This window comes from Streptococcus sp. Z556 (assembly GCF_053010225.1).
This window is the reverse complement of sequence record NZ_JBRKNU010000002.1, coordinates 38275-63873: the sequence shown is the minus strand read 5'-3', so window position 1 is coordinate 63873 and position 25599 is coordinate 38275. Positions and strand designations below refer to the sequence as shown.

27 protein-coding genes are annotated in these 25599 nt (G+C 42.5%); 2 read left to right on the top strand and 25 right to left on the bottom strand.

The window, feature by feature from the left end:
- Nucleotides 1–10 precede the first annotated feature (10 nt).
- The 3 genes from ACVC7S_RS02705 to ACVC7S_RS02695 are packed head-to-tail and all read right to left on the bottom strand — an operon-like array spanning nucleotide 11 to nucleotide 2692.
- A complete protein-coding gene (locus tag ACVC7S_RS02705) occupies nucleotides 11–865 on the bottom strand; it encodes a shikimate dehydrogenase (RefSeq protein ID WP_447266091.1) in 855 nt (284 codons plus the stop codon).
- Nucleotides 855–1532, bottom strand: coding sequence for a type I 3-dehydroquinate dehydratase (gene aroD / locus ACVC7S_RS02700; RefSeq protein ID WP_195216350.1), 678 nt, complete (start codon nucleotides 1530–1532; stop codon nucleotides 855–857). Before aroD ends, ACVC7S_RS02705 begins: the two co-directional genes overlap by 11 nt.
- Nucleotides 1529–2692 (bottom strand): class I SAM-dependent rRNA methyltransferase, encoded by a 1164-nt coding sequence (locus tag ACVC7S_RS02695; RefSeq protein WP_447266090.1) that lies wholly within the window; start codon nucleotides 2690–2692, stop codon nucleotides 1529–1531. Before ACVC7S_RS02695 ends, aroD begins: the two co-directional genes overlap by 4 nt.
- A 270-nt stretch (nucleotides 2693–2962) precedes the next feature.
- Between ACVC7S_RS02695 and ACVC7S_RS02690 the strand changes: the two genes are divergently transcribed.
- On the top strand, nucleotides 2963–4411 hold the full coding sequence (locus tag ACVC7S_RS02690) for an alpha-amylase (RefSeq protein ID WP_447266089.1): 1449 nt from the start codon (nucleotides 2963–2965) through the stop codon (nucleotides 4409–4411).
- A gap of 87 nt (nucleotides 4412–4498) precedes the next feature.
- On the opposite strand, the gene alaS is transcribed toward ACVC7S_RS02690, so the two are convergent.
- From alaS to budA, 10 genes are all read right to left on the bottom strand, one after another.
- Entirely contained in the window at nucleotides 4499–7117 is a 2619-nt protein-coding gene (gene alaS / locus ACVC7S_RS02685; protein ID WP_447266088.1) for an alanine--tRNA ligase, read from the bottom strand.
- A 20-nt stretch (nucleotides 7118–7137) separates the two neighbouring features.
- Nucleotides 7138–7623, bottom strand: coding sequence for an LURP-one-related/scramblase family protein (locus tag ACVC7S_RS02680; RefSeq protein WP_447266087.1), 486 nt, complete (start codon nucleotides 7621–7623; stop codon nucleotides 7138–7140).
- A gap of 274 nt (nucleotides 7624–7897) precedes the next feature.
- Nucleotides 7898–8149: a hypothetical protein gene (locus tag ACVC7S_RS02675; RefSeq protein WP_139658777.1), complete on the bottom strand. Its 252-nt coding sequence runs from the start codon at nucleotides 8147–8149 to the stop codon at nucleotides 7898–7900.
- A gap of 149 nt (nucleotides 8150–8298) precedes the next feature.
- A complete protein-coding gene (locus ACVC7S_RS02670) occupies nucleotides 8299–9369 on the bottom strand; it encodes an ABC transporter substrate-binding protein (RefSeq protein WP_447266086.1) in 1071 nt (356 codons plus the stop codon).
- Nucleotides 9366–10139 (bottom strand): ABC transporter permease, encoded by a 774-nt coding sequence (locus ACVC7S_RS02665; protein WP_447266085.1) that lies wholly within the window; start codon nucleotides 10137–10139, stop codon nucleotides 9366–9368. Before ACVC7S_RS02665 ends, ACVC7S_RS02670 begins: the two co-directional genes overlap by 4 nt.
- Nucleotides 10136–10942, bottom strand: coding sequence for an ABC transporter permease (locus ACVC7S_RS02660; RefSeq protein ID WP_169446275.1), 807 nt, complete (start codon nucleotides 10940–10942; stop codon nucleotides 10136–10138). The genes ACVC7S_RS02665 and ACVC7S_RS02660 overlap by 4 nt, the downstream gene beginning before the upstream one ends.
- The gene (locus ACVC7S_RS02655; RefSeq protein WP_000742901.1) at nucleotides 10923–12080 is read right to left on the bottom strand and encodes an ABC transporter ATP-binding protein; all 1158 of its coding nucleotides are present in this window, start codon (nucleotides 12078–12080) and stop codon (nucleotides 10923–10925) included. Before ACVC7S_RS02655 ends, ACVC7S_RS02660 begins: the two co-directional genes overlap by 20 nt.
- 139 nt (nucleotides 12081–12219) lie before the next feature.
- Nucleotides 12220–13125: a UDP-N-acetylmuramate dehydrogenase gene (gene murB, locus ACVC7S_RS02650; protein WP_447266084.1), complete on the bottom strand. Its 906-nt coding sequence runs from the start codon at nucleotides 13123–13125 to the stop codon at nucleotides 12220–12222.
- A 111-nt stretch (nucleotides 13126–13236) separates the two neighbouring features.
- A complete protein-coding gene (locus ACVC7S_RS02645) occupies nucleotides 13237–13989 on the bottom strand; it encodes a YhfC family intramembrane metalloprotease (RefSeq protein ID WP_447266083.1) in 753 nt (250 codons plus the stop codon).
- A gap of 9 nt (nucleotides 13990–13998) precedes the next feature.
- Nucleotides 13999–14730, bottom strand: coding sequence for an acetolactate decarboxylase (budA, locus tag ACVC7S_RS02640; RefSeq protein ID WP_447266082.1), 732 nt, complete (start codon nucleotides 14728–14730; stop codon nucleotides 13999–14001).
- Between the two features lie 144 nt (nucleotides 14731–14874).
- Here budA and ACVC7S_RS02635 point away from each other — a divergent pair, with 144 nt between their 5' ends.
- Nucleotides 14875–16146, top strand: coding sequence for an aminotransferase-like domain-containing protein (locus ACVC7S_RS02635; RefSeq protein ID WP_447266081.1), 1272 nt, complete (start codon nucleotides 14875–14877; stop codon nucleotides 16144–16146).
- Nucleotides 16147–16166: 20 nt separating this feature from the next.
- Here ACVC7S_RS02635 and ACVC7S_RS02630 read toward each other — a convergent pair whose 3' ends face one another.
- The 12 genes from ACVC7S_RS02630 to ACVC7S_RS02575 all read right to left on the bottom strand — a co-directional run bounded on the left by ACVC7S_RS02630 (nucleotide 16167) and on the right by ACVC7S_RS02575 (nucleotide 25538).
- Nucleotides 16167–16982 (bottom strand): ABC transporter substrate-binding protein, encoded by an 816-nt coding sequence (locus tag ACVC7S_RS02630; protein ID WP_447266080.1) that lies wholly within the window; start codon nucleotides 16980–16982, stop codon nucleotides 16167–16169.
- Between the two features lie 118 nt (nucleotides 16983–17100).
- On the bottom strand, nucleotides 17101–17568 hold the full coding sequence (locus ACVC7S_RS02625; protein WP_447266079.1) for an NUDIX hydrolase: 468 nt from the start codon (nucleotides 17566–17568) through the stop codon (nucleotides 17101–17103).
- 89 nt (nucleotides 17569–17657) lie between these two features.
- Nucleotides 17658–18311 (bottom strand): phosphate signaling complex protein PhoU, encoded by a 654-nt coding sequence (gene phoU, locus ACVC7S_RS02620; protein WP_447266078.1) that lies wholly within the window; start codon nucleotides 18309–18311, stop codon nucleotides 17658–17660.
- Nucleotides 18312–18322: 11 nt separating this feature from the next.
- Nucleotides 18323–19081: a phosphate ABC transporter ATP-binding protein PstB gene (pstB, locus tag ACVC7S_RS02615; RefSeq protein WP_447266077.1), complete on the bottom strand. Its 759-nt coding sequence runs from the start codon at nucleotides 19079–19081 to the stop codon at nucleotides 18323–18325.
- A 12-nt stretch (nucleotides 19082–19093) separates the two neighbouring features.
- Nucleotides 19094–19897 (bottom strand): phosphate ABC transporter ATP-binding protein PstB, encoded by an 804-nt coding sequence (gene pstB / locus ACVC7S_RS02610; RefSeq protein WP_447266076.1) that lies wholly within the window; start codon nucleotides 19895–19897, stop codon nucleotides 19094–19096.
- A gap of 10 nt (nucleotides 19898–19907) precedes the next feature.
- Entirely contained in the window at nucleotides 19908–20792 is an 885-nt protein-coding gene (gene pstA, locus ACVC7S_RS02605; RefSeq protein ID WP_447266075.1) for a phosphate ABC transporter permease PstA, read from the bottom strand.
- A complete protein-coding gene (gene pstC / locus ACVC7S_RS02600; protein ID WP_001070951.1) occupies nucleotides 20782–21699 on the bottom strand; it encodes a phosphate ABC transporter permease subunit PstC in 918 nt (305 codons plus the stop codon). Before pstC ends, pstA begins: the two co-directional genes overlap by 11 nt.
- Nucleotides 21699–22577 (bottom strand): phosphate ABC transporter substrate-binding protein PstS, encoded by an 879-nt coding sequence (locus tag ACVC7S_RS02595; RefSeq protein WP_447266074.1) that lies wholly within the window; start codon nucleotides 22575–22577, stop codon nucleotides 21699–21701. Before ACVC7S_RS02595 ends, pstC begins: the two co-directional genes overlap by 1 nt.
- A 212-nt stretch (nucleotides 22578–22789) precedes the next feature.
- On the bottom strand, nucleotides 22790–24094 hold the full coding sequence (locus ACVC7S_RS02590; protein WP_447266073.1) for an RsmF rRNA methyltransferase first C-terminal domain-containing protein: 1305 nt from the start codon (nucleotides 24092–24094) through the stop codon (nucleotides 22790–22792).
- Complete coding sequence (locus ACVC7S_RS02585) at nucleotides 24095–24868, bottom strand: inositol monophosphatase family protein (protein ID WP_447266072.1); 774 nt, start codon at nucleotides 24866–24868, stop codon at nucleotides 24095–24097.
- Nucleotides 24858–25136, bottom strand: coding sequence for a UPF0223 family protein (locus tag ACVC7S_RS02580; protein WP_001041968.1), 279 nt, complete (start codon nucleotides 25134–25136; stop codon nucleotides 24858–24860). Before ACVC7S_RS02580 ends, ACVC7S_RS02585 begins: the two co-directional genes overlap by 11 nt.
- Nucleotides 25137–25538: a Spx/MgsR family RNA polymerase-binding regulatory protein gene (locus tag ACVC7S_RS02575; RefSeq protein ID WP_000631261.1), complete on the bottom strand. Its 402-nt coding sequence runs from the start codon at nucleotides 25536–25538 to the stop codon at nucleotides 25137–25139. It lies immediately after the preceding gene.
- Nucleotides 25539–25599: the final 61 nt, after the last annotated feature.

Sequence of the window (25599 nt, the reverse complement as noted above, 5' to 3'; positions counted from 1 at the left end):
CTCCTTTTCATTATTGGTATTTTTCTGTCAAGGACTGCCAAATCTCTTCTGTTGGCATTTCTTTACCTGTCCACAGTTGAAAAGCTTCAGCAGCTTGATAGAGCAACATTCCCAGACCATTGACGGCTGAATTGCCCTGGCTTCTAGCCCATTTCAAAAATGACGTCTCAAAGGGTTGGTAAATGATATCTGCCACCAAGAGAGTTTTTGGTAAGACTATACTTTCAGGAACTGGGGATGATTTGCCATCCATGCCCACACTGGTGGCATTGACTAGTAAGTGCGAATCGGCAATCCTTGATTGCAATTCAGAGAGATCTTCTAAAGCATACAAGTCCACTTTAAAGCCCGTTTGCTCCTGCAACTTGTCTAGATAAGGTCTTGTTTTTTCCATAGAAGCTGAACGCACAAAGACTGAAATCTGACTGACACCATCCAAAATAGCCTGTGCTAAAATGGACTTGGCCGCACCACCTGCTCCTAGTATGGACATTTTTTTACCTGAAATTGTAAAAGAAGGCAAGCTCTTAAAGAATCCCTTGCCATCTGTATTATATCCAATTAAATTGCCATTATCATTGACAACGGTGTTGACTGCCCCAATCAAACGAGCCTCATCACTCAACTCATCCAGATAAGGAATCACTTGCTCCTTGTAAGGCATAGAGAGATTAATCCCAAACATCTGGTATCGGCGAATATTAGCGACTGTTTCCGCCAAGTCACTCGCTTCAATCTCCCAAGCCACATAGACACCATTGGTAGCAGTCGCCTCAAAGGCTCTATTGTGGATAAAAGGTGAGATGGAGTGTTTAATGGGATTGGCAACAACTGCAGCTAAACGTGTGTAGCCATCAAGCTTCATCCAAAATCTCCCTGATTTTTTTCATGTTTGATAGAGAAATCTGACCTGGAGCACTCGCTTCATCTAGACTAGCAAATGACCAACTTGAACCCGTCACATCTGAAGTGATACGAGATACCTTGCCCATTTTCCCCATGGAAATGGTCACGTACTCTTGTTCAGGATTGAGTGTTTTAAATCCTCGTGTGTAGTTCATCAAGTCTAAAACATCCTGCTCCGTATGGGCCATGACAGATACCTTGACCACTTTGGGAGAAAGACTGGTCAACTCAGACAGAATCTCCATCATATTTTCAGGTGTCTCTTGGAAATTATGATAACTCAAAACGAGATTTGGAAAATCCAACATTTCCTCAAAAACGTCTTTGTAGCTGAAATACTCAAAATCTACATAATCCGGCTGATAGAGCTGAGTGACTTCCTTGATGATTTGAACATACTCCTCAGAAGACAGTTCGATTTCTCCTCCCTCAGAGCGAGTCCGAAGGGTAAAGACCAGTTCGCGGCCTGCGAATTTCTCAAAGATTGCAGGCGCTACCTGTAAAATAGCTTCCTTAGCGAGGAAGTCTGCACGCCACTCGATGATATCGGCATCTTCATACCGTGTGGCATCCAGTTCTTGCGCTTCTTCTAAACTTCTTGGCATTACTGAAACGATTAATTTCATCTACTAACCTTCATACTAATCACCTTGAGGTAATTACTGCTTTCATCTTTTTTATTATAGGCAAAGTCTGCTGGAAGACCATATTGGTTTAAGATCTGATATTTTCTTCCTGCAAAACCTTTATCAATTTGTTCTGTAAATTTCTGGCGGGAAACATTGGCAGCATTGGTACTAGCAATGATAATGCCTCCCGGATTTAAAATCTCTAGACTTTGGGAAATCAGCTTGTGATAGTCCTTAGCTACAGAAAAAGTTTGTTTTTTATTGCGAGCAAAGCTCGGCGGATCAAGAACAATCACATCATAGGTCAAGCCTTTTCGCTTGGCATACCTGAAATACTCAAAGACATCCATGACGATAAAACGATGGTTGTCTGTGTTGAGTCCATTTGCCTGAAAATGAGCTTCTGACAACTCTCTCGACCGTTTTGCCAAGTCAACAGAAGTCGTCTCACTCGCGCCTCCCATAGCTGCAGCAACTGAAAAGGCAGCCGTATAGGAAAACATATTGAGCAAGGATTTACCCATGGCTAAACCGTCTACCAGACTCCCACGAACCTCATGCTGATCCAGAAAAATACCTGTCATCAAGCCATCATTCATAAAGACCTGATAGAGTACGCCATTCTCAAGAACAGTAAAGTAGTCTGGCGCTTTCTCACCATAGACATAAGCAGACTCGTAATCTAGACCTTTAAAACGAATCTTTTCATATGCTCCCAAGACCTCAGGAAAAACTTCCTTAAAAGCCTTTACGATCAGCTCACGAATCTGGTAAACAAAGGAGTTGTACCAAGAAAAAACAGCATAATCTCCATAGAGATCAATCGTCAGCCCACCAAAACCATCCCCCTCTTGGTTAAAAAGGCGAAAGGCAGTGGTCAAGTCATCTTGATAATAAGGCTTTCTAGCTTCCTTGGCCTTACGAAACAGAGTTTCAAAGAAGGATTGGTTGAAACCAACCTTTTCCTTGCTGACCAACCAGCCAATGCCCTTGTTCTGCTGAGAAAGATAGGCACTCCCTAAAAACTTCCCGTCTTGACTAAGAACTTCTACTGCCTGATCCGTCAGTTCAATATCTGTTAAATCACTTGCTTCCAAAAGAACTAGACCCTTAGCTAGCTTTTTTTCAACACGTCTGCTGACCCTAATTCTATTCATAGCTACTATTATAGCAAATTTTATGACAATTCTCAAAATAGAAAGCGTTTGTCCATTTTTACTTTAGTTTACTAAGTGTCATTTTTGTTAAAAAAAGTTTAGTCAATTCATTTTTTCTAATCCTTCTTTCATGTCCAATGAAAAATTAATGGGAAATTTCAAAAAATAGACATTTCTAGAAATGAGTATATAATTTTTGCGCAAACGTTTGGCTAGTTCTAAACTTTATGGTAGAATAAAACACAACATTGATAAGCAAGAGGAAAAACAATGCAAAATCAGACACTTATGCAATACTTTGAGTGGTATCTGCCCCACGACGGCCAACACTGGACGCGACTGACAAATGATGCAGAGCACCTAGCAAACCTTGGCATCAGCCATGTCTGGATGCCACCTGCCTTCAAGGCAACCAACGAAAAAGATGTAGGCTATGGTGTTTACGATCTTTTTGACCTAGGTGAATTTCACCAAAAAGGGACTGTCCGTACCAAGTATGGGTTTAAAGAAGACTATCTTCAAGCCATTCAAGCCCTAAAGGCACAGGGAATTCAACCTATGGCCGATGTGGTGCTCAATCACAAGGCTGCTGCCGATCACATGGAAGCCTTTCAAGTTATCGAAGTCGATCCCGAGGACCGTACAGTTCAACTAAGTGAGCCCTTTACTATCAACGGATGGACCCACTTCACTTTTGATGGACGTCAAGACACCTACAATGACTTCCACTGGCACTGGTACCACTTCACAGGTACGGACTACGATGCCAAGCGCCGTAAGTCTGGCATTTACCTGATCCAGGGGGACAATAAAGGTTGGGCAAACGAGGAATTGGTCGATAACGAAAACGGTAACTACGACTACCTCATGTATGCTGACCTAGACTTTAAGCATCCTGAAGTCATCCAAAACCTCTATGACTGGGCTGACTGGTTCATGGAAACGACTGGTGTAGCTGGTTTCCGTTTGGATGCCGTTAAGCACATCGACTCCTTCTTTATGGGCAATTTCATCCGTGATATGAAGGAAAAATACGGCGAAGATTTCTATGTTTTTGGTGAATTTTGGAATCCAGACAAGGAAGCCAATCTAGACTATCTTGAGAAAACAGAAGAACGTTTTGACCTTGTCGATGTTCGTCTCCACCAGAATCTCTTTGAAGCCAGTCAAGCTGGCGCAAACTATGACCTTCGTGGCATTTTCACAGATAGCTTAGTTGAACTCAAACCTGACAAGGCGGTAACCTTTGTCGATAACCACGATACTCAACGTGGTCAAGCGCTTGAGTCCACTGTTGAAGAATGGTTCAAGCCAGCAGCCTATGCCCTTATTCTATTACGCCAAGATGGGCTTCCATGTGTCTTTTACGGAGATTATTACGGTATTTCAGGGCAATTTGCTCAACAAGATTTCAGAGAAGTTCTTGACCGTCTCCTAGCCATCCGAAAAGACTTGGCCTATGGAGAGCAAACAGACTACTTTGACGATGCTAACTGTATTGGATGGGTCCGTGCAGGTGCTGAAAACCAAACACCGCTCGCGGTCCTTATCTCAAACGACCAAGAAAACAGCAAGTCTATGTTTGTCGGTACAGAATGGGCTGATCAAACCTTTGTTGACCTCCTTGAAAATCACCCAGCACAAGTTACAATCAATGCTGAAGGTTATGGAGAATTTCCAGTAGTAGCGGGTTCAGTCAGTGTCTGGGCAGTTAAATAAACCTATCAGTTACAAGCCAAATCCAACCAGATTTGGCTTTTTTATATTCACAAAAAGACCTACCCAAATGGATAGATCTTTGTTGTCTTACAATTTACCTGCTACGGCATCCAGCAATTCCTGAATCTTAGCTTGGTTGCTTCCTCCTGCCATGGCCATGTCTGGTTTACCACCACCACGTCCATCAACGATTGGAGCCAATTCTTTGACAAGGTTTCCTGCATGCACATCTTTTGTCTTGCTTGCTACAAGGACATTGACTTTGTCACCAATAGCGGCAACTAGGACAAGCACGTCAGAGTAGTCTTTTTGTTTCCAGTTATCCGCAAAGGTACGAAGGGCACCTGCGTCTGATACAGAAACTTGGCTTGCAATGTAACGGTGTCCGTTTGCTTCTTGAACATTCTTGAAGACATCACCTGCGGCTGCGGCTGCGGCTTTTTCCTTCAATTCTGCATTTTCTTTTTGTAATTGACGGAGTTGCTCTTGAAGACCTTCAACCTTGTGAGGCACTTCCTTGAGTTGAGGTGCTTTCAAGGTTGCTGCAACAGCTTTAAGAGCGTCTTCTTGTTCACGGTAGGCTTCAAAGGCTTCCTTACCAGTCACTGCCAAGATACGACGAGTTCCTGATCCGATTCCTTCTTCTTTGACAATCTTGAAGAGACCAATCTCAGAAGTGTTGCCAACGTGGGTACCACCACAAAGCTCGATAGAATAGTCACCGATGGTCACAACACGGACTTCTTTACCGTATTTCTCACCAAAGAGGGCCATAGCTCCCATTTCCTTGGCAGTGTCAATATCTGTCTCAACAGTCTTAACTGCAATTGCTTCCCAAATTTTCTCATTGACTTGTTGCTCAATGGCGCGCAACTCTTCAGGAGTTACGGCTTGGAAGTGGGTAAAGTCAAAGCGAAGGAATTCTACTTCGTTCAGAGATCCTGCTTGTGTCGCATGGTGACCAAGGATATTGTGAAGCGCTGCATGGAGCAAGTGAGTTGCTGTGTGGTTTTTCATAACACGGTGACGACGATTGGTATCAATTGCCAAGGTGTATTCTTGGTTCAAAGCAAGCGGTGCAAGAACTTCAACAGTATGAAGAGCTTGTCCGTTTGGTGCTTTTTGAACATCGGTCACAGTAGCAACAAGATTTCCAGCAGCATCCAAGATTTGACCGTGGTCAGCTACCTGTCCACCCATTTCCGCGTAGAATGGTGTTTCCGCAAAGATCAGAGAGGCTGTTCCTTCAGATACAGCTTCAACTTCAGCATTATCCGCTACGATAGCCACCAACTTAGAAGGCAATTGACTAGCATTGTAGTTGAAGACACTTTCCACTGTAATGTTTTGGAGGGTTTCATTTTGCATACCCATTGAGCCACCCTTGACAGCTGAAGCACGCGCACGTTCTTGCTGTTCTTTCATGGCTGCTTCGAAGCCTTCACGGTCTACCGTCATACCGGCTTCTTCAGCGATTTCTTCTGTCAATTCAACTGGGAATCCGTATGTGTCGTAGAGTTTAAAGACATCTGAACCAGCGATAACGCTTTGTCCTTTCGCTTGCAAGTCAGCTACGATGGTTTCCGCAAAGTGTTGACCTGAGTGAAGAGTACGAGCAAATGACTCTTCCTCGCTCTTCACGATTTTCTCGATAAAGTCACGTTTTTCAAGGACTTCTGGGTAGTAGCTTTCCATGATTTTTCCAACAGTTGGAACGAGTTTGTAAAGGAAAGGCTCATTGATGCCTAATTTTTGACCGTGCATAGAAGCACGACGGAGCAAACGACGAAGGACATAACCACGACCCTCATTTCCAGGAAGAGCACCATCACCAATGGCAAATGAAAGTGAACGGATGTGGTCTGCAATAACCTTGAAGCTCATGTTGTCACCATCTTGGTCGTAGACCTTACCAGACAATTTCTCAACTTCACGAATAATCGGCATGAAGAGGTCTGTTTCAAAGTTTGTCTTAGCCCCTTGGATAACGGCTACCAAACGCTCCAAACCAGCGCCCGTATCAATGTTCTTGTGTGGCAATTCCTTGTACTCGCTACGAGGAACAGCAGGATCTGCGTTAAATTGTGACAAAACGATATTCCAGATTTCGATGTAACGGTCGTTTTCGATATCTTCTGCAAGAAGGCGAATACCGATATTTTCTGGGTCAAATGCTTCTCCACGGTCAAAGAAGATCTCTGTATCCGGTCCAGAAGGTCCCGCACCGATTTCCCAGAAGTTGTCCTCAATTGGAATCAAGTGACTTGGGTCCACTCCTACTTCAATCCAGCGGTTGTATGAATCCTTATCTTCAGGATAGTAGGTCATATAGAGTTTTTCAGCTGGGAAATCAAACCATTCTGGACTTGTCAAAAGCTCGTAAGCCCAAGTGATGGCTTCATCACGGAAGTAATCTCCGATAGAGAAGTTCCCCAACATTTCAAACATAGTATGGTGACGCGCAGTTTTCCCTACGTTTTCGATGTCATTAGTACGGATGGCTTTCTGCGCATTGGTAATACGTGGATTTTCAGGAATGATGGTTCCGTCAAAGTATTTCTTAAGAGTTGCTACCCCAGAGTTGATCCACAAAAGAGTTGGATCATTTACTGGAACCAAACTGACTGATGGTTCTACAGAGTGACCTTTGCTTGCCCAGAAATCAAGCCACATTTGGCGAACTTGAGCACTAGATAGTTGTTTCATAATATCTCCTTATTACTTGTTTAATTTGATTGGCTTTCCAGCATTTCCACATAGTCAATCGCGACACAGAGGGAAATGACTAGGTCTGCATAAGAGTCTTCATAGACGGTTACGTTGTAAGTTGAGGTCAAATGGAAAATCTCTTTCCGAATCTCGGCGACAAGCTGATCACGATCATCTAGCAATTGGAAATTCAAATCCCAGATATTTCCCTCGATACGAAGCCCTAGATTATCAAACTCATACTTATCTCGAAAGAAAGTCAACTTCTTACGAATGACAAAATTGGAACCGTTTCGTAACTGGATAGTAAAGCGAGGAAGCAAAGTGAAAAATTCTTTACTAATCTCACTGACTTGCTCACCGTAAGCATCATAGATGGTAAAGGTTTTAGGAATTTGGAAAAATGATCCCTCCACCTGATAGTTCACTACTCCTCTATCATCCTTGATATCAAAGCGTTCGCCTCCAAGACGAAACTTTTGTTTCACGAGAAATGTCTTCATAAACACCTCCAAAAATCAAAAGACAAGCTCACATCACGAAGGGCGAAAAACCGCGGTACCACCTTCATTCAATGAACTTGTCATTCTCATAATCTTATGCAATTGTCTGATCGAGTAGCATGATTTCCTAGCTTAGATGGCTCGCAGCACCGCCATTTCTCTGAACTAAGACAACTGAAAATCAATTCTCAACTCTAGTATTATACCGTTTTTTTGAGTCTGCGTCAACTGGGAATCATCTCCATTGAATCAGACCAATTCCCTACATCCCTGATTACTTTTTGAGGATATATTTTTTCTTACTGCCATTTTTCTTTTTATCCCAACTTTTATTCCAAGTTTTTGAATTGCTAAAGATAGCTATGAAAACATTTGCAAATATAAAGTAACCTATCACCAAATATATGGAATCCGTTGTTAGATATTGCCGATCCAAGCCATCCTTTAAATGAAATAGTATAATTGTTTCGTTAACAATTAAAAAGGTTGGCCAGTAACTTTTTTTGAAAAAAGTAGACATTTTCATGATTTGTTACCGCTTTCTATTCGTATAAACTTAGTATACTACTAGACAAGCAAATAAGCAACTAGATTAGAAAAAGATAAGGCTGTAAAAGTTAACTTCTATTAAGAAAACGAACCAGCTTAACTGATTCGTTTCGTGACTGCTAACTCCTACTTCCGATACATTTTAAACTGTAGGAAGAGGTCGCTGTATTTGCCTGTCCATTTATGGTCAAATTTCTCATAAACTTCCAAGTGTTTCATGGTATCAGCGTCTGGATAGAAGGATTTGTCTTCCTTGGTCTCCTCTGGGAGCATTTCCTTAGCTGGTAGGTTTGGTGTTGAGTAGCCTACATACTCCGCATTTTTCAGAGCATTTTCGGGCTTCAACATAAAGTTGATAAAGGCATATGCTGCATCTTGGTTTTTCACAGTTTTTGGAATGACCATGTTATCAAACCAGAGATTGCTGGCCTCAGTCGGAACGACATACTTGAGGTTAGGATTTTTCTCCAACATCTGGCTGGCTTCCCCAGAGAAAGTCACACCGATAGCAGCGTTGTTCTGAATCATGTAACCCTTCATCTCGTCTGCCACAATGGCCTTGATATTTGGAGTCAATTTGTAGAGCTTATCCACAGTCTCTTCCAACTGCTGAGGATCCTTGGAGTTGAGACTGTAACCAAGTGAGTTAAGCCCGAGTCCCAGCACCTCACGCGCCCCATCAAAGAGCATGATGGAATCCTTGTATTCTGGTTTCCAGAGGTCATCCCAATGCTCAGGCGCCTCATCTATCATGGTTTCATTGTAAACAATTCCCAAGGTCCCCCAGAAGTATGGGATGGAGAATTTGTTGCCCGGATCAAAAGACTGGTTGAGGAACTCAGGTCCGATATTTTCGATGCCTTCAATTTTTGAATAATCAAGAGGAACTAAGAGGTCTTCGTCCTTCATCTTGTTGATCATGTATTCACTTGGGATGGCAATGTCGTAGGTCGTTCCACCCTGCTTGATCTTGGTATACATGGCCTCGTTGGAGTCAAAGGTCTCGTACTGAACTTGGATTCCTGTTTCTTCTGTGAATTTCTCCAAGAGTTCTGGATCGATATAGTCCCCCCAGTTGTAGATAACCAATTTCTGACTGTCTCGGCTATTGATTTTACTATCTAGATGCGTCGCAATTCCCCACAAGACAAGGATAATTGCTGTAATTCCAGCTAAAAATGAATAGAGTTTTTTCATGCTTGCTCCTCCTTCTCACGTGAGATAAAGTAATAACCTACAACTAGGATAATACTAAAGAGAAAGACAAGTGCAGACAGGGCATTGATTTCCAGTGAAATCCCCTTCCGAGCACGGGAGTAGATCTCAACTGACAGGGTCGAAAAGCCATTTCCTGTTACAAAGAAGGTCACGGCAAAGTCATCCAGCGAGTAAGTAAAGGCCATGAAATAACCTGCAATGATAGACGGTGTCAGGTAAGGAAGCATGATTTCCTTAAACATTTGAAACTGGCTGGCACCAAGGTCATAGGCCGCGTGAATCATATCATCATTCATTTCCTTGAGACGAGGCAAGACCATCAAGACCACGATAGGGATGGAAAAGGCCACGTGACTAGATAGAACCGTCAAAAATCCAAGTGAAAACTTAAGCTGGGTAAAAAGAATCAAGAAGCTGGCACCAATCATAACGTCAGGCGCAACCATGAGGATATTATTGAGTGATAGAAAGGCTTCTTGGTATTTCTTACGAGACTGGTAGATGTAAATGGCTCCGAAAGTCCCGATAATGGTCGCAATCAAGGCTGATAGAAAGGCCAAGAAAAAGGTTTGGGTGAGGATCAACATGAGGCGGCCATCACCAAACATGGTTTTAAAATGGCTCAAGCTAAAATCAGTAAAACTATTCATATCATCCCCTGCATTAAAGGCATAGCCAATCAAGTAAAAAATTGGCAAATAAAGGATGATAAAGACAAAGGCTAGGTAGAGATTGGCAAATTTTTTCATCGTTCTCTCCTTTCCTTGGTCACCCACATGGTGATGAACATGGTTAGGATGAGGATCACACCAATGGTTGAACCCATACCGTAGTTGTCATTGGTTAGAAAGTTCTGCTCAATAGCCGTTCCCAGCGTGATAACGCGGTTCCCACCAATCAAACGTGTCAGCATGAAGAGACTCAAACTTGGGATAAAGACAGACTGAACACCACTTCTCACTCCATTCATCGATAGAGGGAAGATGACATGGCGGAAAGTTTCCCACTTGGTCGCACCGAGGTCATAGCTGGCATTGATGAGATTGTTATCCATATCATCCAAGACATTGAAAATCGGCAAAATCATAAAGGGAAGCTCGATGTAGCTTGCGACAAAGATGAAGGAGAAATCAGTAAAGAGCAACTGCTGCGAACCGATTCCGATGAATTCCAAAAATTGATTAATAGAGCCATTTTGACCAAAAATCCCGATAAAGGCATAGGCCTTGAGGAGCAAATTGATCCAGGTTGGCAGAATGATCAGCATGAGCCAGAGTTGACGGTGCTTGAGACGGGTCAAAAAGAGAGCTGTTGGATAGCTGATGAAAAGCGTTACTATGGTCACAATCCCCGCATAGAGCACAGAGTTGAAGCTCATTTTAAGGTAGGTCAAGTTTTGTGACGCAAAGTAAGACTTATAGTTTTCTAAACTAAACTGCCCTTCAATGTTGAAAAAAGATTGTCCAAAAATCAAGACCAAAGGTGCGAGGACAAAAAGGGCAATCCAAAGCATGTAAGGCACTACAAAGAGTTTAGAGGTTGTTTTCTTCATCTCTTTCCTCCTCGATCGCGTTAATCAGACCTGCTTCTTGCTCTTCGATTTCAACGTACTCCTCGATACGAGCATCGAACTCTTCTTCGGTTTCGTTGAGACGCATGATGTGGATGTCTTCTGGTTCAAAGTCCAGACCGATTTCCTCGCCCACAATAGCCTTACGAGTCGAGTGGATCATCCATTCATTTCCGAGCTCATCGTAGGCGATAATCTCGTAGTGAACCCCACGGAAAAGCTGAGTATCCACCTTAACTTGGAGCTTGCCTTCTTCAGGAAGAGTGATGCGCAAGTCCTCTGGACGAATGACAACTTCCACAGGTTCATTTGGTTTCATCCCGCCATCGACCGCTTCAAAGCGTTTGCCGTTAAACTCAACCAAGTAATCCTCAATCATGGTTCCAGGCAAGATATTTGACTCACCGATAAAGGTGGCAACAAAGTGGTTGATCGGCTCATCATAGATATCCACAGGTGTTCCAGATTGGACAATCTCGCCATCATTCATAACGAAAATCCAGTCACTCATAGCCAGGGCTTCCTCCTGATCGTGAGTGACAAAGACAAAGGTAATTCCCAATCGTTGTTGCAGTTCACGCAGTTCGTACTGCATGTCTGTTCGCAATTTCAAGTCCAGCGCTGACAAAGGCTCGTCTAGCAAAACCACACGAGGTTGGTTGATGATGGCACGGGCAATGGCTACACGCTGACGTTGTCCTCCAGATAGTTTACGGATGGAACGTTTTTCATAACCTTCCAACTGAACCATCTTGAGAACTTCTGCTACGCGTTGCTCGATTTCTTTCTTGTCGATTTTACGCAAGCGGAGTGGAAAGGCAACATTTTCAAACACATTCATATGTGGAAACAAGGCATAGGATTGGAAGACCGTGTGGACGTCTCGCTTGTTGGTTGGGATGTCGTTGATCCGTACCCCATCCAGCAAAATATCTCCTGTTGTCGCATCCAGTAAACCTGCAATGATGTTTAAGATGGTTGATTTCCCTGAACCTGATGCACCTAGTAGGGTATAGAATTTCCCCTCTTCCAACTCAAAGTTAATGTCTTTGAGAACCTTGGTGTTGCTGTCTTCAAAAACTTTAGAGACGTTTTTGAATTCAATGATTGGTTTTTTCAATTCCTCTAAATTCCTTCTTCTTCGTAAATTAACAGATTGGGACCTTGTTAGAATGCTAGACACAAGCGTAGGAAATAAAATGACCTAAACCTCATTTAGCGATAAAATCCCAATCTTTGAATGCTATGTAAAAATAATGTTATTCGTGTTCACCTAAGATACGAACTTCTCGCTCTAAGGTAACGCCTGAATGTTCTTTAACTTTTTCAATGACAGACTCAATTAAGTCTTCATAATCTCTTGCAGTCCCATCGGCTACATTAATCATAAAACCGGCATGCTTTTCAGATACTTCAACACCACCGATACGATAGCCCTTCAAACCAGCCTCTGAAATCAACTGACCTGCAAAATGCCCCACTGGACGCTTAAAGACTGAACCACAAGATGGGTATTCTAGAGGTTGTTTGAGTTCGCGAAGGTGAGTCAGGCGATCCATCTCTTGCTTGATAACCTGATGATTCCCTGGAGCTAGGGCAAATTTAGCTGACAAGACAATAGCCCCAGAATCCTGAATAGCTGAATGGCGGTAACCAAAAGCCAAGTCCTTGACTGACAAGGTCTCGATTGCCCCTTCCTTGGTCAAAATTTGACAAGACTGCAAAATATGAGCAATCTCTCCTCCGTAAGCACCCGCATTCATAAAGACAGCTCCTCCGATGCTTCCCGGAATGCCACAAGCAAACTCAAAACCAGTCAAACTATGACGAAGGGCAATTCGTGTCGTCTCTATCAAATTAGCTCCAGCTTCTGCTTCAATAGTGTAACCATCAACTGAAACGTTATTGAGCTTATCGCACAAGATGACAAAACCACGGATTCCACCTTCACGAACGATGATATTGCTGGCATTGCCTAGCACCATCCAAGGAATATTCTCTTGATTGGCAAATTGGACGACACGGGCCATCTCATAGCGATTACGTGGCAAAACTAGATAATCCGCTCGACCTCCAACCTTGGTATAGGTATAGGTCTTCAAGGGTTCCTTGAAACGAATATCAATTCCTTCTAATTGTTCTTGTATTTTAGTTACTAATGTCATATCTCTCATCCTTTTGTAAATTCATTCCATTATACCATTTTTAGAGACATTTGACGACCCATAAAAAGAGCTTGTTTTATTTTTACATAAAAAAAGAGGTCACCCCTCTTTTTATGATTTTTTCCAAAATGTAGATTTTGTTAGCCAGATAAAGACTAGAAGTTCTACGAAAAGAATGAACTCAACTAGAAGCGGATTTGTAATCCATCCTACCTGAGATAAGGCTGGAGCCAAGTCAAACAAGGCATGCAAACCATAGGCAGCAAGGAGGTAGATCCATTTCTTTTGACGAACACTTTGATAGACCCAGATAGAGAGACCAATTTGCAGAATCAGAGCAAGCGCACGCTCAACTCCTAGTAAATAAACCTGCCAAACCGATAGAGACTGGACCGTTTCGAGTGTAGACTTTGGAAGGAGATTGGCTACATCAGTATTTGAGGACTGGATGAGTGAAAAGAGGATCAACAAACTGATCAAGCTTCCCATCCCAAGATAGAGCAACTCCAAACCTCCATGTCCCAAGCCATAAGCCAAAGCATCTCGATCTTCTAGCTTTCTCTTTTTCTCCAACCATTTAAAAAAGACAAGGCGGGCAGTTTCCTCAAAGAGGGCAGCCATGGCTATCCCGTAAAGAACATATAGGAAGGGTTGCTCTTGCATGAGCGAAATCGTTCCGTCTTTTTTCGGTTGAAGAACTAGAAAGTGGACCATCTTCTCTAACACTTGAGAAGAAACAAAAAATGCGATTGCCCCCAAGCCCATCACTGCAAGAGAGATTTTAAACCGTTTTTTGGCATACCAAGTCCCACTTACCAGAATGAGAACCAAAGCAATCATGGTGAGGATAATATGTACTGTCATCTTTTTCTCCTATTCTGACTTATCAATGTCTTTCTTCATCTCGTCAACGTTAAATTTAGCAAATAAATACTGGCGATCTTGGACTGGAAAACGTTGGTCCAACTGGTCGACTGCCCCAACCTCGATCATTCCTTCTTTGATAACAAAGTCCATCACATGCCCGCCAAAGGTCAAATCATCCGAGATAAAGTGCAAATGGTAACCCGCCACGCTGACCCCATGGAAAATCTCTGGCGTCCAAAAACCAACGATGGTTCCCGAAATATTTTCACGACTATATTCAGGTTGGTGAGTCGCGACATCAGCAAACTTGGTATCAGGTGTGGATTTGGGAATCATCCGCACATGCATTTGTGAAAATTCTCCATGAATCTTGATGGAGCGAAAAAGATTTTCCCCATCATAGTAGGACTCAATTCGCTTTTCCAATTCCTTGTCTGTCATCTCAAAGCGCTGACGAAAAATCACTTCTGCCTGATGAGGAACCACTGCTGCATAGGGAATAAGAGCATCCGCTGCCACCTCGACGATTTCAGGTTGTTCCCCTGAACCCTTAGCTTGATAAGCCTTGCCATCAAGGACAATCAACTCCCCGTCAATCGAATCCAATGTCCCCAAACCAAGGTCACCATGCTCCAGCAATTCTCCCACTGTCATGGTTCCACCATAGAGACCAGCCATTAGGGCACCTAGAGTATTGTATTGAAATAATTTAACCGGTTCCTGCACTTTACTATCCATTCTCTTTCTTATCTTCTGTTCAATGAATCATCATACTTTCTAAGTATACCACATTTGTTCCTAGTTGTGAAAGGGGGAATGCTTTTCCCATTGCCAAGCAGGCAAAAAAAAGGTACAATGTAACAAAATCAACGGAGGTCTGGAATGAAGAAAGAAAGCAAATACCAAGCAGTCGTTTCCTTTCTAAAAAAGGGGATCGAATCAGGAAAATTTCCAACAGGTAGCAGACTTCCCTCTATCCGTCAACTGAGCCAAGACTTCCACTGTAGCAAGGACACTATCCAACGAGCCCTACTGGAATTACGCCATGAACAATACCTCTATGCCAAACCCCAAAGTGGCTACTATGTTCTAGAACAAGGACAGCACCAAGACTTGGAAATCGAAGTCACTGACGAACATGCCAGTGCCTATGATGACTTCCGACTCTGTGTCAATGAAACTCTAATAGGCCGAGAAAACTACCTCTTCAACTACTATGACAACCAAGAGGGCCTTGAGGAACTCAGACAATCTGTCCATCAACTCCTCTTTGACCAAGCCCTCTACTGCAAACCCGACCAACTGGTTCTAACATCTGGCACCCAGCAAGCTCTCTTTATCCTTTCTCAGATTAACTTTCCTAGCGAGGGAGAGGAGATTTTGGTCGAACAGCCGACCTACCACCGAATGAACCGCCTCTTGGTCGCTCAGGGATTGGCCTACAGGACCATCGAACGTCGAATCGATGGGATTGACCTTGACGAACTAGAAGAACAGTTCAAATCTGGAAAAATCAAGTTCTTCTATACCATACCTCGCTTCCACTATCCCCTAGGTCATTCCTATTCTGATCAGGAAAAAAGGGCTATTCTGAATCTAGCAAACCAGTATGGTGTTTACATCGTAGAGGATGACTATTTAGGGGACCTAGATCCTAGAAAGGGCCAAACCTTCCACTATCTGGATACTGAAGATCGGGTTATTTATATCAAGTCCTTCTCAACCAGTCTCTTTCCAGCCCTTCGTATTACCGCTCTCATTCTCCCAAATGCCCTAAAAGAGGCCTTTGTTTCCTACAAAAATATCCTGGACTATGACAGCAATCTCATCATGCAAAAGGCTCTCTCTCTTTACATCGATAGTCAGTTATTTGAAAAAAATCGACTGGCTCGACTAACCCTTCAAGAGAACTATCAAACTCGGATAAAGGAAGTACTTGAAAAAAACACCTGTCCTTTACCCCACTATCCTCTACATGATGGCCTTCTCCTTGATTTAAGGACCTATCCTAAAATTGCCAGTTTGAAACATAGCTCACTCAAACTAGACTTCTTTGAGAAGGCTTATTTGGACGCCTGTCCTTATCAGTTCGCCAAAGTCACTCTTGAAAATCTAGAAGAACTATTAGAATACATAAAAGCAGAATTGGATTAAAGTCCAACTCTGCTTTCTTTTTATTGTTCAACTTCTGTTAGTTTCGCTGCTTTTTCTAGATAGGTTTGATAAGTTCCGTCATCTTTCAGTTTTTGGATAACCTTATCCACTACTGCTTTCAAGTCTGATTGATTCTTCTTGATGGCAACGGCATTGGCTTCGCCATCTTTCATCGTCAAAGTAGCTGTCGCAACGACAAGGTCTGAGTTTTTACCTGCGTAGCTAAGAGCAACTGGTTCATCCATATGAACAGCATCCACTTTTCCAGCCTGCAATTCATTGACTGCTTCACCCATATTGGTCAAGGATGTCAATTGAGCATTTGGCAATTGTTCCTTGACCATGGTTTCTGGAACAGTTCCCTTTTGAGCTGCGATATTGGCACTTGCTAGGTTTGAAAGATCCTTGTACTTGTCTAAATCAGCTTTTCTAACTAAGAAGCTCATTTTGTTTTCATAGTAAGGAATTGAAAAGTCAAAGACTTCCTTTCTCTCATCAGTGGCACTAATTCCTGCAATGGCTAAGTCAGCCTTTCCAGTTTGAAGACTGGTCAAGACATTGTCAAAACTCATGCTGGAAATCTCAAGTTTAACCCCGAGCTCATCCGCAATCGCTTGAGCCATATCAATATCTGCACCAACCACTTGGTTTTTACCATCTACCAAGGCTTGGAATTCAAATGGCGCATAGTCTGGGCTAGTCGCCACAACTAGCTTCCCTTTTTGTTTGATAGCATCCACAGCAGACTGGGAACTATCCGTACTGGATTGACAAGCTACTAAAATCATGCTGGCTAGCATGCTACACACAACTAATATCCATTTCTTAAGTTTCATAAATAAACATCCTTTCTGTTATTTCTGAATAATTATAACTCATTTGAAACTGCTTGTCAACGTTTTTCTTGCATTTTCATAAAATATAGTTACAAAAAATAGAAATTCAGAGATTAGTTTATCTATCTATTGGGAACTTATTTTCAAAAAAATCATTTATCATATCTTGATGTTTCTGGTTTACAATTTCAATGTTTTGTATATCTATATGATCAAAAAATCCTAATTCTAAAGTTTCATCACTTGAAAAAAAGTTTGTAGAAATAGAATTTTTAGATGAAACTAAATACAAAATCGTTAGCACTTGAGCCTCATCGCCATTCGGATAACTATCTGAATATTTAGTATAAACATTTAAGAGTTTTTCCGCTCTCACTTCGATTCCCGTTTCTTCATAAAACTCTCGCACTAAAGCTTCTAAAGCCGATTCACCTAATTCAATAGCACCACCTGGTAAGCCCCACGTTCCTTTATCTGCTCGTTTTTGTAATAAAATTTTTCCTGATTGATTTAATATTCCACAGGTAAAATTTAAAATTATTTTATCTTTTCCTACTTTTTTTCTTATATTCTGTATGTAGTCCATTACTCACCTCTGATAAAAGAAACCATCAATACAACGAAAGCTTACTATTAAAAAGTAAGCTTTCACAATAATTTTATCATTTGAATACTTTATAATTCTACAATCTTACCTGTTTCAAAGTAAACAACCCATTCACAGATATTTTTTGCGTAGTCTCCGATACGTTCCAAGAAGGAAATAACCTGGAAGTAATCGCGTCCTGTAACTATAGCTTCAGGATTTTTCTTGATTTCTTCTGTAGCCAATTCACGAATGCTGTCAAAGTAATGGTTGATTTTTTCATCCATAGTCGCTACTTCGTAGGCTTGATCCACAGTGCCGTTCAGGTAGAGATCCAGAGCTGCTTCGACGAAGTTCTTCACATCGCGACCCATCTGTTTGATTTCTTCTTCAACGGCAGGGATACGTTGCTCCCCCTTCATACGAATAGTCGCCTCAGCGATAGAGACTGCATGATCTCCCATGCGTTCCACGTCTGACACTGCCTTGAGAACGGTCAAGACGGTACGAAGGTCTTGCGAAACAGGTTGTTGGAGGGCAATCATTTCAAATGATTTCTTTTCCAACTTCACTTCATATTCATTTACTTCTGCATCGTCTTCGATGACTTCTTTTGCCAAATCACGGTCATGAGTGACAAAGGCACGCACTGTACGATTGATCTGCGAAAGCACTTCTTGTCCCATTGCGTAGAACTGGTTGTGCAATTTCTCTAAATCTTCTTCAAATTGAGATCGTAACATCTTTCAACTCCTTATCCAAATTTTCCTGTAATATAGTCTTCTGTTTCCTTGTTTTGTGGGTCTAGGAACATCTTCTTCGTATCGTTAAACTCGATTAAATCCCCATCTAGGAAAAATCCTGTTTTATCAGAGATACGAGAAGCCTGCTGCATGGAACGCGTTACCAAGAGCATGGTGTATTTATCTTTCAGACCATACAAGGTTTCCTCAATCTTTCCAGCCGAGATAGGGTCCAAGGCCGAGGTTGGTTCGTCCAAAAGGATGATTTTAGGGCTAGTCGCTAAAACACGGGCAACACAGACACGTTGCTGTTGACCTCCTGAGAGACCAATAGCCGAATCATGCAAACGATCCTTGACTTCATCCCAGATAGAAGCACGTTGCAAGGCCTTTTCTACTGCTTCATCTAGAACTTGCTTGTCCTTAACCCCATTGATACGTAGTCCGTAAACAACATTTTCGTAGATAGACATAGGGAATGGATTGGGCTGTTGGAAAACCATGCCGATTTCCTTACGCAATTCAACTGTATCTGTACGTGGACTATAGATATTGTGACCATTATAAATCACTGTCCCCGTTGTTGTCACCTCAGGGTTTAAATCTCCCATCCGGTTGATGGCCTTGAGAAGAGTTGACTTCCCTGATCCAGAAGGACCAATCAAAGCCGTTATTTCCTTGGGTTGAAAAGAAAGGGAAACACTATTCAAGGTCTTCTTTTTGTTGTAATAAACGGACAGGTCTTTAACCTGCAAAATCAGTTCTGTCATGCTGTTTCCTTTCTAACCAAAGTGTCCCGTTACATAGTCATTGGTTGACTGTAGCTTGGCATTTTGGAAAATATTGGACGTCTTATCATACTCAATCAAATCACCCAGGTAGAAAAATCCTGTGTAGTCACTCGCACGGGCAGCCTGCTGCATATTGTGGGTAACAATGATGATGGTAAAATCCTTCTTCAATTCCAACATGGTTTCTTCCAGCTGGGCTGTCGCAATCGGATCCAAAGCTGACGCTGGCTCATCCATCAAGAGAATATCTGGTTTAACAGAGATAGCTCGCGCGATACAAAGCCGTTGCTGCTGACCACCAGAAAGCATCAAGGCTGATTTGTGCAAATCATCCTTGACCTGGTCCCAAAGGGCAGCTTGACGGAGAGAAGTTTCCACAATTTCATCCAAGACCTTCTTATCCTTGACTCCTGCACGTTCATGAGCAAAAGTAATATTGCGGTAGATAGACTTGGCAAATGGATTTGGCCGTTGAAAGACCATTCCAATATGCTTGCGCATCTCATAGACATTGATTTCTGGACGATTAACGTCAATCCCTCGGTAGAGAATTTGACCTGTGACCTTGGCAATATCAATAGTATCATTCATCCGATTGAGACTACGAAGATAGGTAGATTTCCCAGATCCAGACGGACCAATCAAGGCCGTTATTTTATTTTTTTCAAATTGCATATCGATGCCCTTGATGGATTCATTTTTACCATAGTAAACATGTAAATCCTTGGTAGAGAGGGCCACTTTTTCTTTAGGGAAGGTGATGATATGCTTTTCATCCCAGTTATATTTTGACATAGCTTCTCCTTTAGGCAGCGGTTAATTTCTTGTGTAAATAGCTTCCGAGTTTGCGTGCTCCAAAGTTAAAGATTAAGATGAAGATGAGGAGCACAGCTGCAGAACCAGCTGACACGATGGCACCATCTGGGATGGTTCCCTCGCTATTGACTTTCCAGATGTGGACAGCCAAGGTTTCTGCTTGTCGGAAGATTGAGATAGGACTGCTAACACTGAGGATATTCCAGTTAGACCAGTCAAGGGCTGGAGCGGATTGTCCTGCTGTATAAATCAGAGCGGCGGCCTCACCAAAGATACGGCCAGATGCCAAGACAACACCTGTTACGATACCTGGTAGTGCTTCTGGAATAACAACATGAACAACCGTCTCCCAACGAGAAATACCAAGAGCTAAGCCAGCTTCACGCTGCGTATGGTGAACGTGTCTCAAACTGTCCTCAACATTTCGAGTCATCTGAGGCAGGTTAAAGACCGTCAAGGCCAAGGCACCAGAAATAATGGAAAATCCATACTCAAACTGGACTACAAAGATCAAGTAACCAAAGAGCCCCACAACGACCGACGGTAGAGAAGACAAAATTTCGATACAGGTACGGATAAAATTGGTCACAGGACCCTTTTTGGCATATTCAGCTAGGAAAATCCCCGCTCCCATGGATAAAGGAACAGAAATAACCAAGGTAATGACTAAAAGGAAGAAGGAATTATAAAGCTGGATCCCGATACCTCCGCCTGCTTGATAGGAAGAAGATTTCCCAGTTAAGAAGGACCAAGAGATGTGGGGCAAACCACGAACCAGGATATAGAGAATCAAGGACGCCAGAATGGCAACGATGATACCCGCGATGGTATAGAGGACAGCTGTTGCAAGTTTATCTAATTTCTTAGCGTGCATAGTTTTTCTTTCCTCTTTCTTTCGTAATCAATTTAATCACACTGTTAAAGGCCAAACTCATCAAGAGCAAGACTAAGGCCAGTGACCAGAGAACGTTATTATCAACCGTTCCCATGACGGTATTTCCGATACCCATAGTCAATACAGATGTCAAGGTCGCAGCTGGTGTTGTTAGCGAGGTTGGGATAACTGCTGAGTTTCCGACAACCATCTGAATAGCAAGGGCTTCACCAAAGGCACGTGCCATCCCAAAGACCACTGCTGTAAAAATACCTGAACGCGCTGCTTTCAAGGTCACACGCCAGATGGTTTGCCAGCGAGTCGCTCCCATTGCCAAACTGGCTTCACGGTAGTGACGGGGAACAGCACGCAAGCTGTCTGTTGTCATAAAGGTTACAGTTGGTAGAATCATGACAAAGAGAACGAAAATCCCTGACAAGATTCCAAAACCAGTTCCACCAAAGACACTACGAACAAATGGAACCACAACCTGCAAACCGATAAATCCATAGACAACTGATGGAATCCCAACGAGAAGTTCAATGGCTGGTTGCAAAATCTTAGCACCTTTTGGTGATACTTCTGTCATAAAGACTGCAGCACCAATAGCAAAGGGAGTTGCAATCAGGGCTGACAAAATTGTTACAATAAAGGAACCTAAAATCATTGGCAAGGCACCAAATTGTTTGCCTGAAGGATTCCAAGTCTGTCCAAAGAGGAAATCAAAGATGTTCACTCCATTGACAAAGAAGGTCGACAAGCCTTTCTGCGCTACAAAAATCAAAATCATCGCCACAATGATGACAATCAACGAAAGGCAAGTAAAGGTCAAACCTTTACCAAACTTCTCAAGGCGAGAGTTCTTTGAAGGAGAGAGTAATTTTTTAGATAGTTCTTCTTGATTCATTATTGACCTCCTTCTACTGCTGTAACGGTACCTGAAGCATCCTTTTGGACTTTCATTTCATTGATAGAGATATAGCCCATGCCCTTAACAATTCCATTTTGGGCTTCATCTGAGAGGACGAAGTTCAGGAATTCAGCAGCTAACTCATTTGGCTGACCTAGGGTATACATGTGCTCATAAGACCACAAAGGCCAGTTGTTGGTTGTTACATTTTCAGTTGTCGGCTCATAGCCATTGAGCTTCATGGTCTTGACCGAGTCATCTACATAGGCAAAGGCAAGATAAGAAATGGCTCCTGGAGTTTGGGAGACAATCGACTTGACCATTCCATTAGAATCCTGTTCTTGGCTCTGCATAGCCGCCTGACCATTCATTACGACATTGTCAAAGGTTGCTCGCGAACCAGAACTTGCTGCACGGTTAATAATCGAAATTGCAAGGTCTTTGCCCCCAACCTCTTTCCAGTTGGTCACTTCACCTGTAAAGATTTTGCGAAGTTGATCGGTTGTGAGATTTTCAACATCCACTTCCTTGTTTACAATTACTGCAAGACCAGCCACTGCAACCTTGTGGTCCACTAAAGCCGAAGCATCGATTCCATCTTTTTCCTCTGCAAAGACGTCAGAGTTCCCGATATCTACTGCTCCAGACTGAACTTGGGAAAGTCCTGTACCCGATCCACCACCTTGAACGTTGACTGTTTTTCCGATGTTTCTAGAACCAAATTCGTCAGCTGCTGCTTCGACCAAAGGCTGAAGGGCAGTTGAACCGACGGCTGTCATGGTTTCTCCACGATCAATCCAGCTTGCACATCCCGCTAGAGAACCTGCAAGTAAAAATGTCGCAAGAGATAGAACGAGCTTTTTTCTTTTTTTCACTATTTTTCTCCTTGAACATAATGATGAATGTTCTGATTTCTTTCAGTTCCTATCATGACAATCAGTGATGATAAGATTTGGTTTACGATTTATAGACTGGAAGTCCCTTGAGGACCAGTCGGTTCATCACATAATATAAGTAAAAATGAAAGACTATCAGAAAAAACTCATACTTCCAATATAACATAGAATAGATTCTTTGACTAGCTTTTTCACTTGAATCTGAGGCCTTTTGGATAATAATTTTTTAAAACATTTCCAGTAACTTTTGCAAAGCCCAGACCATTTCCTTGAACCACAACTTGATACCAGCCATTTGGTAGACTTTCAGCTAGCTGAACTGTTTCCCCAGCCACATATTTTACAAAGTCCTCACCCTTGATTTCGACCCTTTGTTTCACCTGACTTGGTTTTAAGGCTAGTCCCAGAGCAAAGCTTGGTTCGAAGCGTTTCTTCTTAAAAGTCCCCAAATGAAGTCCATTTCGGGCAATTTTGAGTTTCCCTAGATCAGGTAGCATCTCTGGCAAAAGATAGAGTTGGTCTCCAAAAGTTTGTAGAAGGCCAGTTAGTGATATTTTTAGATGTTTTTGTGCAAAATCTTGCCACAAGTTCTGCTGTTCGCGACTGAGATTGGTCTTGCAGGGTTTGAATTTGGGTGCAGGATTTTCTCCCTTAAACTGCAAATGGGCAACAAACTGACCTTCTCCCTTAAAATGGTGTGGGTACATCCGAGCCGTTTCAGGAAGATCAATTCCTGCTACCATACCATTCACTTGCTCGACTGGAAGTAATTCAAAATCATAAGTATCTAGTAACCAGTGGACAATCTCTTCGTTTTCCTCTGGCGACCAGGTACAGGTCGAATAGATCAAACGGCCACCTTCTGCCAACATGGTCACTGCATCTTCTAAAATCTCTCTTTGGAGACTGGCACATTGATTCGGATAGTCGATGTTCCAATAGTCCATGGCATCTGGTTGTTTACGGAACATCCCTTCACCCGAGCAAGGAGCATCAAGGACAATCACATCAAAGTATCCTTTAAAGACCTTGGATAAGCGATCCGCAGATTCATTGGTCACGACTACGTTTGTAGCTCCAAACCGCTCCATATTTTCCACTAAAATCTTAGCCCGCTTGCTTGAAATTTCATTGGAAACAAGGATACCCTGATTAGCCAGATAAGCTGCCAATTGAGTGGATTTCCCACCTGGTGCTGCCGCCAAGTCCAAGACCTTCATACCAGGAAGGGGCTGAGCTACCTGGGCCACCATTTGGGCTGCAGGCTCTTGCGAATAAACGAAACCTGTCACGTGCTCTGGAGACTTTCCAGAGACCTTACCATAATGCCCCCAAGGTGTATGAGGAATGGCGTCAGCAAACGATAGCTGACTTTCTTTTAAGGGATTAACCCGAAAAGCCGATACTGCTTCCTGTTTAAAAGAGGCAAGAAAATCTCTTGCCTCATCTTCTAGTATCGCTTCATATTTTTCAACAAATCCTTCTGGAAATTGCATTTAATTTTCTTTCCTTTCATAAATGTAGGACTGAATCTCTTCTTGCATTTCGATTGGCACCAACATGACCGGCTGGCGTGTTTGAAAATCAACAGGCTCACCAGAAACTGTAAGAAGACGATAGCCCAGACTTTCCCCTAAGATACTGGCCGCAGCGTAATCCCAAGGTTGCAAATAGGTAATATAAGTCAGCAGACGACCAGACAAAACCTTGGCAAAACTAATGGCTGCACTACCATAGACACGGACTCCCAACGCTGCTCTACCCAAATCCGCCAAGCCCCATTCATTGGTTTCAAACATGCCTGAGTTACCAGCCACTAAAAAATCTTGAAGAGGTTTCTTTATAAAAGTTGGTAAGGTCTCATTATTACGACATGGAGGAAAGGCACCTCCACCATGGTAACAATCCCCTTTCATGACATCATAAATGATACCGAATTTCCCAACCCCATTCTCAAAGTAGGCCAACATCACGGCAAAATCTTCCTTCTGAGCGACAAAGTTATTGGTACCGTCAATGGGATCAATCACCCAAACGCAACCTTGACCGACTGCAGCACGTAAACAGCCCTCTTCCGCGCAAATCAAGTCCTCAGGATAGGAGGACTTGATCCGTTCAACCAAGAGTTCCTGGACCTCCTTGTCCAAACGCGTCACCAAGTCGGTAGGTGAAGATTTTCGCTCGACCTTCAAATCTTCTTGCATGTGGGCCAAAATGTAATCTGCAGCTTCTTGCACAATCTGTTTGGCAAATTCAAATTTAGTTTCCAAGAGAAATCTTCCCTTCTCTTTTTTCTTTTGCTAATTGAACTGCATGATAGAAGGAATAACCGCTAGCCGTCTCAAATTCGCGACCTAAGCGCTTTTCTTCACTTTTGCTCGGAACGACTGACTTAAATTCCTTGTAAGACTCTAGCAGTTTTTTAGCTTCTACCTTATCTTCATAGGCGGCTTCAACATCATTAAAAAAAGAAAGCACTGAAGCAAGTTCTTCAGTGCTCCACGACAAATCTAGTGGGTAACTATACTGTTTGTTCATCTATCCTATACCAGCTCTCAATGTTGCTTCTTTCAATTCTTGTTTACGGTAACTACGAGGGAGAAAAGCACGAATCTCATCTTCATTAAAACCGATCTGCATGCGTTTGGTATCTATAATAATTGGGCGACGCAAAAGACTAGGATATTGCTCAATCAACTGAAGCAACTCCGATACCGAGATACTCTCTACATCAATATCTAATTTTTGGAAGATTTTTGAACGAGTTGAAATGATGTCATCAGTACCATTTTCGGTCAAGGAAAGAATATGTTGTAATTCTTTTCTTGTTAAAGGACTAGTCATAATATTATGCTCTTGAAAGGGCACTTTATGCGTCTCTAACCAAGCCTTTGCCTTACGACATGATGTACAACTCGGTGATAAAAATAGTGTAATCATGCTTTTCTCTTCTTTAATCTATACTTGCTATTTCTATTATACAAAAAAATAAAGCGCTTGA